The organism is Bradyrhizobium sp. SZCCHNS1022, from assembly GCF_032484835.1.
GTDB lineage: Bacteria > Pseudomonadota > Alphaproteobacteria > Rhizobiales > Xanthobacteraceae > Bradyrhizobium.
The window spans coordinates 490403-504085 of sequence record NZ_JAUETT010000001.1 but is presented as its reverse complement, the minus strand read 5'-3'; the positions used below and the strand labels follow the sequence as shown (position 1 = coordinate 504085).

Annotated in this window: 13 protein-coding genes; 7 read left to right on the top strand and 6 right to left on the bottom strand. The window is 65.5% G+C overall.

Going from position 1 to position 13683, the window contains the following annotated elements:
* Positions 1 to 13: 13 nt before the first annotated feature.
* Together QX071_RS02245 and QX071_RS02240 are read right to left on the bottom strand one after the other, a co-directional pair.
* Positions 14 to 1621, bottom strand: a complete 1608-nt coding sequence (locus QX071_RS02245; protein WP_315702481.1) for a Na+/H+ antiporter — start codon at positions 1619 to 1621, stop codon at positions 14 to 16.
* A gap of 25 nt (positions 1622 to 1646) precedes the next feature.
* Positions 1647 to 2021 (bottom strand): nuclear transport factor 2 family protein, encoded by a 375-nt coding sequence (locus QX071_RS02240; RefSeq protein WP_315702482.1) that lies wholly within the window; start codon positions 2019 to 2021, stop codon positions 1647 to 1649.
* 202 nt (positions 2022 to 2223) lie between these two features.
* Here QX071_RS02240 and QX071_RS02235 point away from each other — a divergent pair, with 202 nt between their 5' ends.
* The gene (locus QX071_RS02235) at positions 2224 to 4101 is read left to right on the top strand and encodes a caspase domain-containing protein (protein ID WP_315702483.1); all 1878 of its coding nucleotides are present in this window, start codon (positions 2224 to 2226) and stop codon (positions 4099 to 4101) included.
* Positions 4102 to 4197: 96 nt separating this feature from the next.
* Here QX071_RS02235 and QX071_RS02230 read toward each other — a convergent pair whose 3' ends face one another.
* Together QX071_RS02230 and QX071_RS02225 are read right to left on the bottom strand one after the other, a co-directional pair.
* Positions 4198 to 4836, bottom strand: a complete 639-nt coding sequence (locus tag QX071_RS02230) for a DUF1345 domain-containing protein (protein WP_409977478.1) — start codon at positions 4834 to 4836, stop codon at positions 4198 to 4200.
* 70 nt (positions 4837 to 4906) lie between these two features.
* Positions 4907 to 5830, bottom strand: a complete 924-nt coding sequence (locus QX071_RS02225; protein WP_315702484.1) for a farnesyl diphosphate synthase — start codon at positions 5828 to 5830, stop codon at positions 4907 to 4909.
* Between the two features lie 118 nt (positions 5831 to 5948).
* On the opposite strand from QX071_RS02225, the gene mtgA reads away from it, so the two are divergent.
* The 3 genes from mtgA (at position 5949) to QX071_RS02210 (ending at position 7991) form a co-directional block, all read left to right on the top strand.
* Positions 5949 to 6689: a monofunctional biosynthetic peptidoglycan transglycosylase gene (mtgA, locus tag QX071_RS02220; protein WP_409977467.1), complete on the top strand. Its 741-nt coding sequence runs from the start codon at positions 5949 to 5951 to the stop codon at positions 6687 to 6689.
* A gap of 178 nt (positions 6690 to 6867) precedes the next feature.
* Positions 6868 to 7050 carry a 50S ribosomal protein L32 gene (gene rpmF / locus QX071_RS02215; RefSeq protein ID WP_006610266.1) on the top strand — a complete coding sequence of 61 codons (183 nt, stop codon included), beginning with the start codon at positions 6868 to 6870 and terminating at the stop codon, positions 7048 to 7050.
* A 191-nt stretch (positions 7051 to 7241) separates the two neighbouring features.
* On the top strand, positions 7242 to 7991 hold the full coding sequence (locus QX071_RS02210; protein WP_315702485.1) for a hypothetical protein: 750 nt from the start codon (positions 7242 to 7244) through the stop codon (positions 7989 to 7991).
* A 32-nt stretch (positions 7992 to 8023) separates the two neighbouring features.
* Here QX071_RS02210 and QX071_RS02205 read toward each other — a convergent pair whose 3' ends face one another.
* Positions 8024 to 8167 carry a hypothetical protein gene (locus tag QX071_RS02205; RefSeq protein WP_315702486.1) on the bottom strand — a complete coding sequence of 48 codons (144 nt, stop codon included), beginning with the start codon at positions 8165 to 8167 and terminating at the stop codon, positions 8024 to 8026.
* Positions 8168 to 8616: 449 nt separating this feature from the next.
* On the opposite strand from QX071_RS02205, the gene QX071_RS02200 reads away from it, so the two are divergent.
* Complete coding sequence (locus QX071_RS02200) at positions 8617 to 10311, top strand: EAL domain-containing protein (RefSeq protein WP_409977466.1); 1695 nt, start codon at positions 8617 to 8619, stop codon at positions 10309 to 10311.
* Positions 10312 to 10467: 156 nt separating this feature from the next.
* Here QX071_RS02200 and phaR read toward each other — a convergent pair whose 3' ends face one another.
* Positions 10468 to 11052 (bottom strand): polyhydroxyalkanoate synthesis repressor PhaR, encoded by a 585-nt coding sequence (phaR, locus tag QX071_RS02195; protein ID WP_315702487.1) that lies wholly within the window; start codon positions 11050 to 11052, stop codon positions 10468 to 10470.
* 386 nt (positions 11053 to 11438) lie between these two features.
* Here phaR and QX071_RS02190 point away from each other — a divergent pair, with 386 nt between their 5' ends.
* Both QX071_RS02190 and phbB read left to right on the top strand, forming a co-directional pair.
* Positions 11439 to 12617, top strand: coding sequence for an acetyl-CoA C-acetyltransferase (locus QX071_RS02190; RefSeq protein ID WP_315702488.1), 1179 nt, complete (start codon positions 11439 to 11441; stop codon positions 12615 to 12617).
* A 274-nt stretch (positions 12618 to 12891) separates the two neighbouring features.
* Positions 12892 to 13617, top strand: coding sequence for an acetoacetyl-CoA reductase (gene phbB / locus QX071_RS02185; RefSeq protein ID WP_315702489.1), 726 nt, complete (start codon positions 12892 to 12894; stop codon positions 13615 to 13617).
* The last annotated feature ends 66 nt before the right edge of the window (positions 13618 to 13683 follow it).

Below are 13683 nucleotides of genomic sequence, written 5' to 3'. Positions count from 1 at the left end.
GCTGCCTTTTTCTTCACAGCGGCAGCTCGCCATATTCGCGGTTGGCGAGGCTCGCCTCCTCGAGGTCGAGGTCGCGCTCGATCCGGCGCCGGGTTTCGTCGGTGATCCTGCCGTCGCGCAGCAGGACATGGATGAATTGACGCTCTACGGCGATCAATTCGCGGGTCAGCTCGATGCCGAGCGCGGAGGAGTCCTGCTGATCGGGATCGAGCGATTGCGGCAGCTGGTTGACGCGGACCTCATGGCGCGCGCGCAGCAGCCGCACCACCTCGTCGGACAGTTCGCGATCATTGGTCATCGTCTCCAGCGAGTGCAGCGCGGTCTCGAGCGCTTCGCGGCGTGCGGCGATCTCCTGCTCGTGCTCGGCGACATGCTCGGCGCGGCCGGCACGGGTCACGCCGAGCCAGTGAACGACGCGCGGCAGCGTGAGCCCGAGGCCGACCAGGGTGAAGAAGATCACGCCGAAGGAAACGAACAGGATGAGGTCGCGAAACGGGAAGGCGTCGTCGGTCGAGAGCGTCAGCGGCAGCGCCAGCGCCGCCGCCAGCGAGACCGTGCCGCGTACCCCGGTGAAGCCGAGGATGAACACCCACTGCCAGGGCGGCGAGGGGTCGCGTTGGCGCAGGCTTTTCGAAAACCAGCGCGGCAGATAGGTCGCGGGGAAGATCCAGGCGAACCGCGCCAGGATGACGATGCCGACCACCAGCGCCGTCACCAGAAGGATGTCATGCAGCGGAAAGGCCTTAGACCTCTCGTAGAGCAGCCGCATCTGGAAGCCGGTGAGCAGAAACAGCATGCCCTCGATCAGGTAGATCACGAGGTCCCAGAAGAAGACGCCCTGCAGCCGGGTCGCCGAGGGGATCAGGAGCGGCCCGTTCCAGCTCATATAAAGGCCGCAGGCGACGGTCGCGATCACGCCGGAGCCGCCGACATGTTCGGGGATCCAATAGGCGAGATAGGGCGTGAGCAGGGACAGCGTGATCTCGATCTGCGGGTCACGGCTATAATAGCGGGCGCGCAGCATCAGCCAGCCGACGCCGATGCCGAAGGCGATCTCGCCCACCACGATGAGGGCGAACTCGCCGGCGGCGACCGGCAGCGAGAACGTGCCGGTGGTGATCACGGCCACCGCGAAGCGATAGAGGATCAGCGCGGTGGCGTCGTTGGCCAGCCCTTCGCCCTCCAGCACCACCAGGATCCGCCGCGGCAGATGCAGCCGGCGGGCAATGGCGAGCGGCGCCACCACGTCGGGTGGCGCGACGATGGCCCCTAACAGGAAGCCGACGCTCCAGGGCAGGCCGATCAGGACGTGGGTTGCGGCTGCGACCGCGCAGGCGGTGAAGATCACGCAGCCGACCGCGAGCAGCACGATCGGGCGCAGGCTCAGCTTGAACTCGCGCCAGCTCATGGCGACGCTGGCCGAGTAGATCAGAGGCGGCAGCACCACCAGTAGCACCAGCTCCGGCGGCAGCGCGAACGCCGGCATGGTCGGCACGAAGGCCAGCGCGATGCCGGCCAGCATCAGCAGGATGGCCGGCGCAATACTCGCACGGCGCGCGAGCAGTGCGGTTCCGGCCAGCACGGCGAGCAGGATCAAAAACAGCTGAAAATGATCTTCCATGCGATCTGCGCGTCGGTGCCGACGCTCAGTCCCGCAGATCGTAGCGATAGGATTTGGAGACGATCTGCCAGCCATCCTTCAGCTTCATCGCCACCAGATAATCGGTGAAATAGCGCGGCGGGAGCTGGCAGCGGACCTTGATGAAGGCAGTGTTGTCATCCGAGCGGTCGATGGTGACGATGAAATCGTCCCGCGGCTTGCCTTCGGCCTGCGCCGAAGGCCGTTTGCGGACCCAGGCCAGCCAGTCGGCCATGGTCAGGATCTTCAGCTCGCCATTCTCCACGCAGCGCAGATCGGCGGTGGGATGGAAAATCGCGCCGAGCTTGTCGGCGTCGCCCGCATAGAGCGCGTCGAAATAGCCTTGGACCACGGCTTCGACACTGGATCGGTCAGGGTTCACGGCTCTCTCCTCGCTGCGGAACGATCAGCTTATTTTCAACGCAATAACGTGATTGGCAAGACGAACCAAGGCCACATCAGCGGCGACGAACAAGGATGCGGTTTGGCCTGGGAGCGAGGTGTGTGACCGCAATCACAGCCCAGCCGTTCCCAGCTCTGGTAGTCGGCTTCTGCAAGTCTCCCAGCATCATGGGCTCTCAGTCATGTTCCGGTCGCGATCCTTTCAAATCCCCCGCTTGCTGATTGCAGCGGTGTTGCTGCTTGCATGCCAGCCGGCCTTTGCCGAGAAGCGGGTGGCATTGGTCATCGCCAACTCGGCGTATCGGAATGTTCCGCCGCTGGCGAACCCCGTGAATGACGGCGCCGTCATGTCCAAGACCTTCAAGGCGGCCGGTTTCGACGTGGTCGACTTCCGGCGCGACCTGTCGGCAGGGGAGACGCGGCGGGCGCTGCGCGATTTCGCCGATGCCGCGCGGGATGCCGACATCGCCGTGGTGTATTACGCCGGCCACGGCATGGAGGTCGAAGGCGCCAATTACCTGATTCCGGTCGATGCGCGGCTTGAACGCGACACCGACGTTTATGACGAGACGCTGTCGCTGGACCGCATTCTGGTCGCCGTCGAGCCGGCCAAGAAACTGCGCCTGGTCATTCTCGATGCCTGTCGTGACAATCCGTTCGCGAGGACCATGGAGCGCACGGTTGCCGTGCGCGGCATCGGTCGCGGCCTTGCCAGGATCGAGCCGACCAGCCCAAACACCCTGGTCGCCTATTCGGCGAAGGCAGGATCGACGGCGCAGGACGGCGACGGCAGGAACAGTCCGTTCACGCTGGCGCTGTCGCGGCGTATCGGCACGCCGGGGCTCGATATCCGCAAGGCCTTCGGCTTCGTGCGCGACGAGGTGTTGAAGGCGACCGGCAATCGCCAGGAGCCGTTCGTCTATGGCTCGCTCGGCGGTGAGGATGTCGCACTGGTGCCGGCTGCCGCCCGAGTCCCGCAAGCGGCGGCCGCGCCGAATGCGCAATCGGGGATGCGCCGCGACTATGAGCTCGCGCTGCAGGTCGGCAACGAGGCGGCCTGGAACGCCTTTCTGGCGCAATATCCGGATGGCTTCTATGCGAGCCTCGCCAGGCTGCAGCTCGATAAGCTGACGGCGGAGGAGAACCACGTCGCACTGGCCGAGCAGGCCCGGGCGGCCGAAGTCGAGCGGGCGCGTCTCGTCGCCGAAGGCGCGGGCAAGGATGTGCTGGCCAGGGCTGAAGCCAAGGCGGCGGCCGAGGCGAAGGCGGCCGAGCAGGCGCGGATTGCAGCCGAGAAGGTCACGGAGGTCGCGCGGCAGCAGGCCGCGGAGGCGAACGGCAGGCCGCAGGACGAGCCGTCGAACCAGCAGCAAGCCTCGCTCATAGCGGTGACCACGACCGCGGCATCGGTCCCCGCCGCGGCTGCGGCCACCCAGCCGGAGAAAGCTCCGAGGCTGGCATCGCTGACCCCGGCCGCACCGCCGGCCGATCTCGCCAGAGCGGTGCAGGTCGAATTGCGCCGCGTCGGCTGCCTGAACGAGGATGCCAATGGGGACTGGGGCTCGGCCTCGCGGCGGTCGCTGTCGGCATTCAACCGCTATGCCGGTACCAAGCTCGATACGCAGACGGTCTCCGGCGATGCGCTCGATGTGATCAAGCGCAAGCAGGGGCGGGTGTGTCCGCTGGCTTGCCCGCATGGTTTCGAGGTCGACGTCGACCATTGCGACAGGATCGTCTGTGCTGCCGGCTCGTTCCTCAACGACGACAACGAATGCGAGAAGCGCAGCAAGAAGCCGGTCGCGAGCCGCAACGATCGCGACGACGAGCCGGCCCGCAAGCGGCTGCGGTCGGAGCGGCGATTGACGCTTCCCGAGGTCGATGCCGGCCGGCCGCTGTCGGGCTTTGCCAAGCCGCAGCTTCGGGCGGAGAAGCCGGGGCGCGCGTCAGGCCAGATCTATTGCGATGCCTATCTGTGCCGGCCGGTCCAGCGCGGCTGCCATCTCGACTATCAGGGCGGCGGCGGCCCGAGCCACAACGCCAGCGTGGAAGTGTGCAATTGAAGTAGACCGTGCCGCCGCTCGGCGCAGCTGTTGCGGCAGCGTCGGTTTTGGCCCTCTCCGATTCCGGGCGTGGGAGGCCGCACCCCGCCTCTTGAATCAGTTCGAGATCGCGCTTGCGGCGATGTTGACCATCAGCGCGACCAGCGCAGTGTTGTAGATGAACGAGATGATGCCGTGCACGGTCGCGGTGCGTCGGATCACCTTGTCGGTGATGCCGACATCGGACACCTGGGCGGTCATGCCGATCACGAAGGAGAAATAGACAAAATCCCAGTAGTCGGCGTGATCCTGCCTCTCGCCGCTCGGGAATTGCAGGCCGCCCGGTTTGCTGCCGCGATAATAGTCGTGCGCATAATGCAGGGCGAAGGTGGTGTGCACGATGGCCCAGGACAGCGCGACAGTGAGTGTCGCCAGCGTGAGCTCGACGGCGCCGCGCTTGGAAGCGCCGAGCTCGAACACGATCGCGACGATGCTGGCGAAGGCGCCGAGCGCCGTCACCATCAGGATCACGAAGCGGCCATCGTCCTGCTTGATGGCGTTGCGGCGGATGTGCTGATGCTCGCATTGCAGCATCATGAGCACCACCAGCATGAGATAGAGCGTGGCAAAGATGTCCCAGCAGAGCAGGAGCCGGGTCATCACTCGCCAGGCGCCGGGCAGCGCAAAGAACGAGAATATAGCGATGCCAAGCGCAATGAAGGTGCGCGGCCGCGCATAGACCACGCGCAGCGCCATCGGCAGCCTGGTGAAGTGGGCGAGCGCGGGGTCTTCCTTGTGCTCTGGCTGGATCGGCACCGCGCGGGCTCTAGTTCTTGCGCTCGGCCACGAAGCGCGCGGCGGCGCGCAGCACGTCGCCCTTGGCGCCGAAGATCGCGAGCGCCGCATCGCCGCGCGCGAGCAGGTCCCGCACGCGCTGCTTGGCACCGTCGATCCCGAGCTGGGTGACGAAGGTGGTCTTGCCGAGTTCGGCATCGGCGCCGGCCGGTTTGCCGAGCGTCGCCGCATCGCCCTCCACGTCGAGCAGGTCGTCGGCGATCTGGAAGGCCTCGCCAAGCGCGCGGCCGAAATCATCGAGCGCCTGATATTCCTGCGCCGAGGCCTGGCCGAGGAGGGCGCCCGCGATGCAGCCGAAGCGCAGCAGCGCGCCGGTCTTCATCTGCTGCAGGCGCGCCACGTCGACCGGCTCGCGATCGCCGAACCGGCCTTCGCCGGCAAGATCGAGGATCTGCCCGCCCGCCATGCCGCCGATCCCGGAGGCGCGTGCCAGGGCCCGGGTCAGGGCCAGCCGCACGCCGGCATCGGGATGGATCTCGTCGCGGGTGATGATGTCGAACGCGATCGTCAGAAGCGCATCGCCCGCGAGGATCGCGGTGGCATCGTCATAGGCCTTGTGCAGCGTCGGCCGCCCGCGCCGCAGGTCGGAATTGTCCATCGCCGGCAGATCGTCATGGATCAGCGAGTAGCAATGGATGCATTCGAGCGCGGCGCCTGCCATCAGCGCGCCCTGCCGCGGCACGCCGAACACCGCCGCGCTCTCGACCACCAGGAACGGACGCAGCCGCTTGCCGCCGCCGAGGCTTGAATAGCGCATGGCCTCGATCAGCCGCTTCGGCCGCACGATCTCGTCTTGCATCGGCGCGTCCGACAGCAATTCGCCCAGCAGGGCCTCGGTGTCTTCCGCGGTCTTGTCCAGGCGTTGGGTGAAGTCGGTCAGGGCCGTCGCGGTCATCAAGTAGTGCTCCAGAGGCAAAAAATTCGCCGGACAATCGTTGATGACGCCGACTTCGTCAATTGCGGGCGCGAGCGCGACACTTGGCCTCGATTGTCCGAAAAAGGCAGGAAATTTCATGGAGATATCGGATAATCGCGACGGACGACCATCCGATCATGCTCCACTAGCCCCGCGAAACCTCAATTTGCGCTCGCTCCGAACGCTCCTTGCCATGGTCCTGCTGGTGCTGCTCGTGCCTTACGGGCTGACGCCGTTCTATGCGACAGGACACCCGATGTCGGCTTTGATGCTGTGGCGCTCGGTGACCGGCAGGCCGGTCGAACGGCGCTGGATCGATCTGTCGGCGATGTCGCCCTACCTGCCGCGCGCGGTGGTTGCGGCGGAGGACGCTAAATTCTGCAGCCATCACGGTGTCGATTGGGGTGCGCTGCGCGAGGTCGTGGATGATGCCGAGGAGGGGGAAGTCACGCGCGGCGGCTCGACCATCACCCAGCAGCTGGCCAAGAACCTCTTCCTATGGCCAGGGCGCAGCTTCGTCCGCAAGGCGCTGGAACTGCCGCTGGCGCTCTGGATCGACGCCGTGCTGCCGAAGCGGCGAATCCTGGAACTGTATCTGAACGTCGCCGAACTCGGCCCGTCCGGCCAGTTCGGGGCCGAGGCCGCCGCAAACTATGCGTTCGGCCGGTCGGCAGCAGGTTTGGGGCCGCGCGAGGCGGCGCTATTGGCTTCGATCCTGCCCAACCCGGTCAAACGCAGCGCACGGAATCCGGGTCCGGGCGTACGCCGGCTCGCCATGACCTACATGGCGCGGGGGCAATCACCCGCGCTTCAGACCTGTTGGGGCGGGGGCCGATGAGCGCGAACGCGCGAATTTGCCCGAAATTGCCGTAAACGGCGCTAGCTTTACGGGACCTCATCCTCTATAAGCCCGGCCTTAATCGGCATCGGGGCTCGCCGGCGCTTGCGCTTGCGGCCGTCGCCACGCGACGATGTTCCGCTGATGCCATAAGAGATTACCCCTAGAGGATACGGATATGGCCGTCCCCAGAAGAAAAACGTCGCCGTCGCGACGCGGTATGCGTCGCTCGGCCGATGCGATCAAGAAGCCGACCTATGTCGAGGACAAGGATTCCGGCGAGCTGCGTCGTCCGCACCACCTGGATCTCAAGACCGGCATGTACAAGGGTCGCCAGGTCCTGAAGAAAAAGGACGCCTGATCGTCTGTGCCCATGCGGCGGGCTTGTCGCCCGCCGGAACGCGGCGCCGACGGGTTGAGCGCGGTCCCGTGCGAGTCCATTCGCCGGGACCTTTGCGCGTAAGGCATTCGCGGACGAGCCCGTCGTATTCCCGTCCCCGGTCCTTGGAAATGCGCAGGTGCTGATCCCTTGCGCGGTTGAAGGCGTCACCGATGTCCATGGTCGGTTTTCCGCTGCTGCTGATCCCGCTGGCGATCTACAACATGATCGCCTTCCTGATGCCGGGGGTCGGCTTCGGCGAGACGCTGATCCAGGTGCGGCTGGTTTCGGGCGAGACGTGGACGGTGTCGCTGGGCGACATCCTGCTTGCGCTCGGGGTGTTGCTGCTGTGGCTCGAAGTGATCAAGGCCGCCCGGCCTCACGGCAAATATCTCACGGATCATCTGCTCTCGCTGCTGGTCGCCGGCGGCGCTGCGGCCGAATTCGTGATGTGGCCGAAATTCGGTAATTCGACCTTCTTCCTGCTGGCGCTGCTGGCCATGGTGGACTTCTTCGCAGGCGTCGGCCTGCGCACGAAGCGCCGCCGCGCAGCGGCCGTGCTTGCAGCCGCGCCGGTGGTTCGGACTGAACCCGTCCTTGCGTCTGCGTCCAAGCCCGAACCGGCCAAGTCTGAGCCGGCCAAGGCTGAACCGGAGCCACAGGTCGCAGAATCGGCGGGTGCGGCGGATGTCCCTGGCTCGGTCGTCCCGGCACCGGCCGCTCATGCCGAGCCCGAGCCCGAGCCCGCACCGGCGCCGCCGGACATCGAGGTGCCGGCCGCGGCAGCCGTCGCCGAATCCGTGCTGATGGCTCATCCCGATCCGCGCATCGCCACCCCGGCTGCGACTGAACCGGCCCCGAACGCTGACGCGCCGGACCAGGCGAAAGAGCACGAGCAGGCGCCGGCCGCGCCGAAGCCCTGAAGCGGCGCCGGCGCTTACCTGAAAGGGATTGCCTAGATGACTTGCCGGGTCCGCCCGGCGGCGCTGACCGTGGGATGCTGATGCGTCGCATAGGCGGAGAGCGCGTCGGCCGTGGCGGCGCGGCGCAGATGGCGGGTCTGCGGGACCTGCTCGGCCGTAGCGATCAAATGGGTCACGAAACTGGCATCTGGCCTGACCGAGCGCCGCGGCGGAGATCGGAATTCCGGTCCATGGACGAGCGGAACCAGCGCGACGCTTTCGCGCGATTCGCCGTCCTGCCTAGCCGTCTCGTTCCGGTCGATCGTTAACATCGTCCAACCAAATCCGGCCTGACTGTTCTATTCTGGGGCGCCGGATCCTTTCCTCCCGAACTCTCGCAAGAGCAATGCCGCTCACGGAGTTATCGTTATTTCACGGGCGTTTGTTCCTTCGGCGCCTCCCTTTTTAGCTTACGCCTGCGGCACCGGGGCTTGCAAATGGCCTGTCGCAAGAAAATGTTCTCATTAACCAGATGTCCGTAGGCTGATTCGCAAGACCGCTGCGGCCATATGCGCCGCATGCCGGTCATCCGTAACCGATTGTGAGGCCGCGATCGCGACCGGCCGTGTCCCGAAACGAGGCGATCTTGACAGCCGATGTGCCGCAAACCTCGATGATTCTGGCTTCGGTCGGCCAGGCCGCCTTCGTGTGGGATATCGCCGCCGACGTGATCGTCTGGAGCGATCATGTCGGTGCGGTGTTTCCCGATATCGCGCTGCCGCAGCTGTCGCGCGGCGCCGATTTCGCCAAGCTGATCGAGCCGCAGCAAGCGATCCGCTCCGAGGTGTTGTTGCAGTCGCCGCCGCTGCACGGCGCCGGCGGCACACCCTACCGGATCGAATATGGTGTCCGCGCCCATACCGGCGCGCCGCTGCTCTGGGTCGAGGAGACCGGCTGCTGGTTCGCGGATGCCGACGGCCGTCCAGTCCGCGCGCAAGGCGTCGTCTGTATCAACAACGAGCGCCACGCCCGTGACGAGCAGCTCATCAAGCTCTCGCAGCACGATCCGCTCACCGGCGAGCTCAACCGCAGCCACCTGATCGCCACCTTGGCGGCGACGATCGAGGAGGCGCAGCGCTTCCGCTTTTCCTGCGCCTTCATGCTGGTCGGCGTCGATCATCTGGCGCGCCTCAACGACGCGTTCGGCTTCGATGTTGCGGACGGCGTGCTCCTGGAGGTCGCGCAACGGATTCGGGCCCGATTGCGCAGCGGCGATGTGCTGGGCCGTTTCTCCGGCAACAAGTTCGGGCTGATCCTCAAGAACTGCACCATGGACGACATGACGATCGCGGCCGAGCGATTTCTGGCCGCGGTGCGCGACGACGTGGTGCCCACCAAATCCGGCCCCGTCGCGGTGACCGTGACGATCGGCGCGGTCAGCGTGCCGCGTCACGCGCGCACCGCCGACGAGGCCATCAACCGCGCCCATGAGACTCTCGACGGCGCCAAGCGGCGTCGGGTCGGCTCATTCGCCGTGTGGCGGCCGAACGTCGAGCGCGACGCCCAGCGCAAGGTCAATATCCGCGTCACCGACCAGATCGTCACGGCGCTCAACGAGCGGCGCATCGTCACCGCTTTCGAGCCGGTGGTCGCGGCCGACACCCGCGAGTCGGCGTTCTATGAATGCCTGGTGCGGATGCGGCAGGACGACGGGCGGGTCCTGCACGCGCCCGACATCGTGCCGGTGGCCGAGCGCCTTGGGCTGATCCGTCTGGTCGATCACCGGGTGCTGGAGCTCGTCATCGCCGAACTCGCCGCCGCGCCCAACGTGCGGCTCAGCCTCAACATCTCCCCGGAGACCACCATGGACCCGGACTGGTGGGCTTCGATCGAATTTCTGATGCGTGCGCATCCGGGCGTTGCCGAACGGCTGGTGGTCGAGATCACCGAGACCGTCGAGATCCAGGACATCGACGATGTCAGAGGTTTCGTCACCCGACTGAAGGATCTCGGCAGCCGGATCGCGATCGATGATTTCGGCGCGGGCTACACCTCGTTCCGCAACCTGCGCAAGCTCGGTGTCGATATCGTCAAGATCGACGGCGCCTTCGTGCAGAACCTGGCGCGCTCCGCCGACGACCGCGCCTTCGTGCAGACGCTGGTCGATCTGGCGCGCCGGCTGCAGATCAAGACGGTTGCGGAATGGGTGCAGGACGAGGAGTCGGCCGCGCTCCTGCGCGAATGGGGCTGCGACTACATCCAGGGACGGCTGATCGGGCTCGCCTCGATCGCGTGCCCGTGGCGGTCCGCGGCTGGAGAAATCTTGCCCGCCGCGGGATGACCTCGATCGGCGGCATCGTTCCATGCCGGCGCATGCGCGCGCGATGCGGGACACATGCAGGGCAGCCCGTCGCGCGGGAGATTGCTGGTCGCCGCGCGGCGGCGCAGCCGCCCATAGCCCCAGGAGGCCTGGCCTCGGCCGGAAGCGACGCCGAGGCTATTCCTCCTGCTTCGGCGGCTCCTTCGACATGCGATCGAGGCGTTCCTGCATTTCCTTCATCTGCTGCCGCAGGTCGTCGATGTTGTCACCGCCGGCCGCCGGCTCGGCCGATTTCTCTTCCGTCCGTGCGGGAGCGAACGGCTTGAACATCGAGAAGGTCTGCTGGAACAGCTCCATGTTGCGGCGGACCTGCTCCTCGAGCGGCGCGAACGGCGTGCCTGAGAAGGTCTCGGCGATCTGCTTGCGAAACTTCTCCTGCTCCCGGGTCAGCGTGTCGATCGACTGCTCGAGATATTTCGGCACCACCATCTGCATGCTATCGCCATAGAACCGGATCAGCTGCCGCAGGAAGGTCGTGGGCAACAGATTCTGGCCGGCCTTGTTCTCCTGCTCGAAGATGATCTGAGCGAGCACCGAGCGGGTGATGTCGTCGCCGGTCTTGGCGTCGTAGACCAGGAAGTCCTCTCCCTCCTTCACCATCGCGGCGAGGTCTTCCAAGGTCACGTAAGTACTCGTCCCGGTATTATAGAGCCGCCGGTTCGCATATTTCTTGATCGTGGTGGGTTGGTCGGATTTCGCCATGGAAGCTCACACATTCAGACCGAGGACGGGAAACCCCGCGGTTACGCCGCAGGGCGACGAGCTACGCAATCGCACTAGCGTAATCACGTTCGAGAGAGTTCGGCTACGGTTTTGTGCGCGACGGTTAATTCCAAAGCACAAATTGTGCTTATGAAACGGACAGGCGCGCCAATTTGAATGCGCTGCAGCAGGAAACCGGCCTTTGTCTCATTGACATGCCGCAACGACGTTAACAGGATGCGCCCTAGAGATTGCGCATCCGCCAATCCGGGGTTTGCCGTCGTTCCCACCGGCACGCTGCAGCGCCCCGCTCCAATTTCATTTAGGTTTCAGAGACTCCCCGGTCCCCGAGCCTGGTCCCCAAGAGCAAAAGTCAGGAGATGCCCATGTCAGACGATGTCGTCATCGTCAGCGCCGCCCGCACCCCGGTTGCAAGCTTCAACGGCGCCTTCGCCAATCTGCCGGCTCATGAGCTCGGCGCGGTCGCGATCAAGGCGGCGCTTGAGCGTGCCGGCGTCGAGCCCGGTCGCGTTTCCGAAGTCATCTTGGGGCAAATCCTGACCGCGGCGCAGGGGCAGAACCCGGCCCGCCAAGCCTCGATCGCCGCCGGCATCCCGGTCGAGAGCCCCGCCTGGGGCGTCAACCAGCTCTGTGGCTCCGGCCTGCGCTCGGTGGCGCTGGGCTACCAGGCCTTGGTCAATGGCGATTCGGAGATCGTGGTGGCCGGCGGGCAGGAATCCATGAGCATGGCGACGCATGCGCAGCATCTGCGTGCTGGGGTCAAGATGGGCTCGCTCGAACTCGTCGACACCATGATCAAGGACGGGCTGTGGGATGCCTTCAACGGCTATCACATGGGCAACACCGCCGAGAACGTGGCGAAGCAATATCAGATCACCCGTGCGCAGCAGGACGAGTTTGCGGTGGCCTCCCAGAACAAGGCCGAGGCCGCACAGAAGGCCGGCAGGTTCAAGGACGAGATCGTCCCTGTGACGGTCAAGAGCCGCAAGGGCGACATCATCGTCGACACCGACGAATATCCGCGCCACGGCGCCACGCTCGAAGCGATGGCCAAGCTGCGCGCGGCCTTCGAGAAGGACGGTACGGTGACCGCGGGCAATGCCTCCGGCATCAATGACGGCGCTGCGGCCGTGGTGCTGATGACCGCGAAGCAGGCCGCGAAGGAAGGCAAGACCCCGCTCGGCCGCATCGTCTCCTGGGGCCAGGCCGGCGTCGATCCGAAGATCATGGGCACCGGCCCGATCCCGGCCTCGCGCACCGCGCTGAAGAAGGCCGGCTGGAACATCGCCGACCTCGATCTGATCGAGGCCAACGAGGCGTTCGCCGCGCAGGCCTGCGCGGTCAACAAGGATCTCGGCTGGGATCCGGCAAAGGTCAACGTGAATGGCGGCGCGATCGCGATCGGCCACCCGATCGGCGCTTCCGGCGCGCGCGTGCTGGTGACGCTGCTGCATGAGATGCAGAAGCGCGATGCGAAGAAGGGGCTCGCCACCTTGTGCATCGGCGGCGGCATGGGCATCGCGATGTGCATCGCGCGCGACTAAAAACCTCGCAGACTGCGCACGCGATCAGCTTCGCAGCTGCACGCATCCCAACAACGAAAACGCCCGGCGGCCTCGCCGGGCGTTTTGCTCTTGATGTCCGTCAAACGCGTCGCATAATCCGTCGATAAGAAGCCAAAGCGCTGCGATCCCCGGTCGATGACGAAATTTTTCTCAACGGCCATCATTCGGCAACGGCGTGAAGCGTGACAACGTCGTTGCAGATATGCATCTATAAGTTGTTGCGCTTGAGCGAGCACCAAGGGAAGGATTCGACATGGCACGGGTTGCGTTGGTGACGGGTGGAACGCGGGGCATCGGAGCGGCAATCTCCAAGGCGCTGAAAGCGGCCGGATACAGGGTCGCGGCCAATTATGGCGGCAACGATGCGGCTGCGGAGAAGTTCAAGAGCGAGACGGAGATCCCTGTCTATAAATGGGACGTCAGCTCGTTCGAGGCCTGCGCGGAGGGCATCAAGAAGGTCGAAGCCGATCTCGGCCCGATCGATATCCTGGTCAACAATGCCGGCATCACCCGCGACACCGCGTTCCACAAGATGAGCCTCGAGCAGTGGAGCGCCGTGATCAACACCAATCTCGGCTCGCTGTTCAACATGACACGCCAGGTGATCGAGGGCATGCGCGCGCGCAAGTTCGGCCGCATCATCAACATCTCCTCGATCAACGGCCAGAAGGGCCAGTTCGGCCAGGTGAACTATTCGGCCGCCAAGGCCGGCGACATCGGTTTCACCAAGGCGCTGGCCTTGGAGACGGCCAAGGCCGGCATCACCGTGAATGCGATCTGCCCCGGCTACATCAACACCGAGATGGTGCAGGCGGTGCCGAAGGACGTGCTGGAAAAGTCGGTCCTGCCGCTGATTCCGATCGGCCGCCTTGGGGAGCCCGAGGAGATCGCGCGCGCCGTCGTCTTCCTTGCCGCCGATGACGCCGCCGCCATCACCGGCTCGACGCTGACCATCAATGGCGGCCAGTACATGACCTGACGCCGAACGGCGTTGCGTAAGCGAACTGTCTGCTGCATATGATTCGCCCTGCCCGCGCTCGTCGCG

What these genes read in the sequence shown, in the direction of transcription:
- mtgA (WP_409977467.1), top strand. Translation starts at nt 5,949, where the DNA reads ATGGAGATATCGGATAATCGCGACGGACGACCATCCGATCATGCTCCA.
- QX071_RS02245 (WP_315702481.1), bottom strand. Translation starts at nt 1,621, where the DNA reads ATGGAAGATCATTTTCAGCTGTTTTTGATCCTGCTCGCCGTGCTGGCC.
- phbB (WP_315702489.1), top strand. Translation starts at nt 12,892, where the DNA reads ATGGCACGGGTTGCGTTGGTGACGGGTGGAACGCGGGGCATCGGAGCG.
- rpmF (WP_006610266.1), top strand. Translation starts at nt 6,868, where the DNA reads ATGGCCGTCCCCAGAAGAAAAACGTCGCCGTCGCGACGCGGTATGCGT.
- QX071_RS02190 (WP_315702488.1), top strand. Translation starts at nt 11,439, where the DNA reads ATGTCAGACGATGTCGTCATCGTCAGCGCCGCCCGCACCCCGGTTGCA.
- phaR (WP_315702487.1), bottom strand. Translation starts at nt 11,052, where the DNA reads ATGGCGAAATCCGACCAACCCACCACGATCAAGAAATATGCGAACCGG.
- QX071_RS02210 (WP_315702485.1), top strand. Translation starts at nt 7,242, where the DNA reads ATGTCCATGGTCGGTTTTCCGCTGCTGCTGATCCCGCTGGCGATCTAC.
- QX071_RS02235 (WP_315702483.1), top strand. Translation starts at nt 2,224, where the DNA reads ATGTTCCGGTCGCGATCCTTTCAAATCCCCCGCTTGCTGATTGCAGCG.
- QX071_RS02230 (WP_409977478.1), bottom strand. Translation starts at nt 4,836, where the DNA reads ATGGCGCTGCGCGTGGTCTATGCGCGGCCGCGCACCTTCATTGCGCTT.
- QX071_RS02225 (WP_315702484.1), bottom strand. Translation starts at nt 5,830, where the DNA reads ATGACCGCGACGGCCCTGACCGACTTCACCCAACGCCTGGACAAGACC.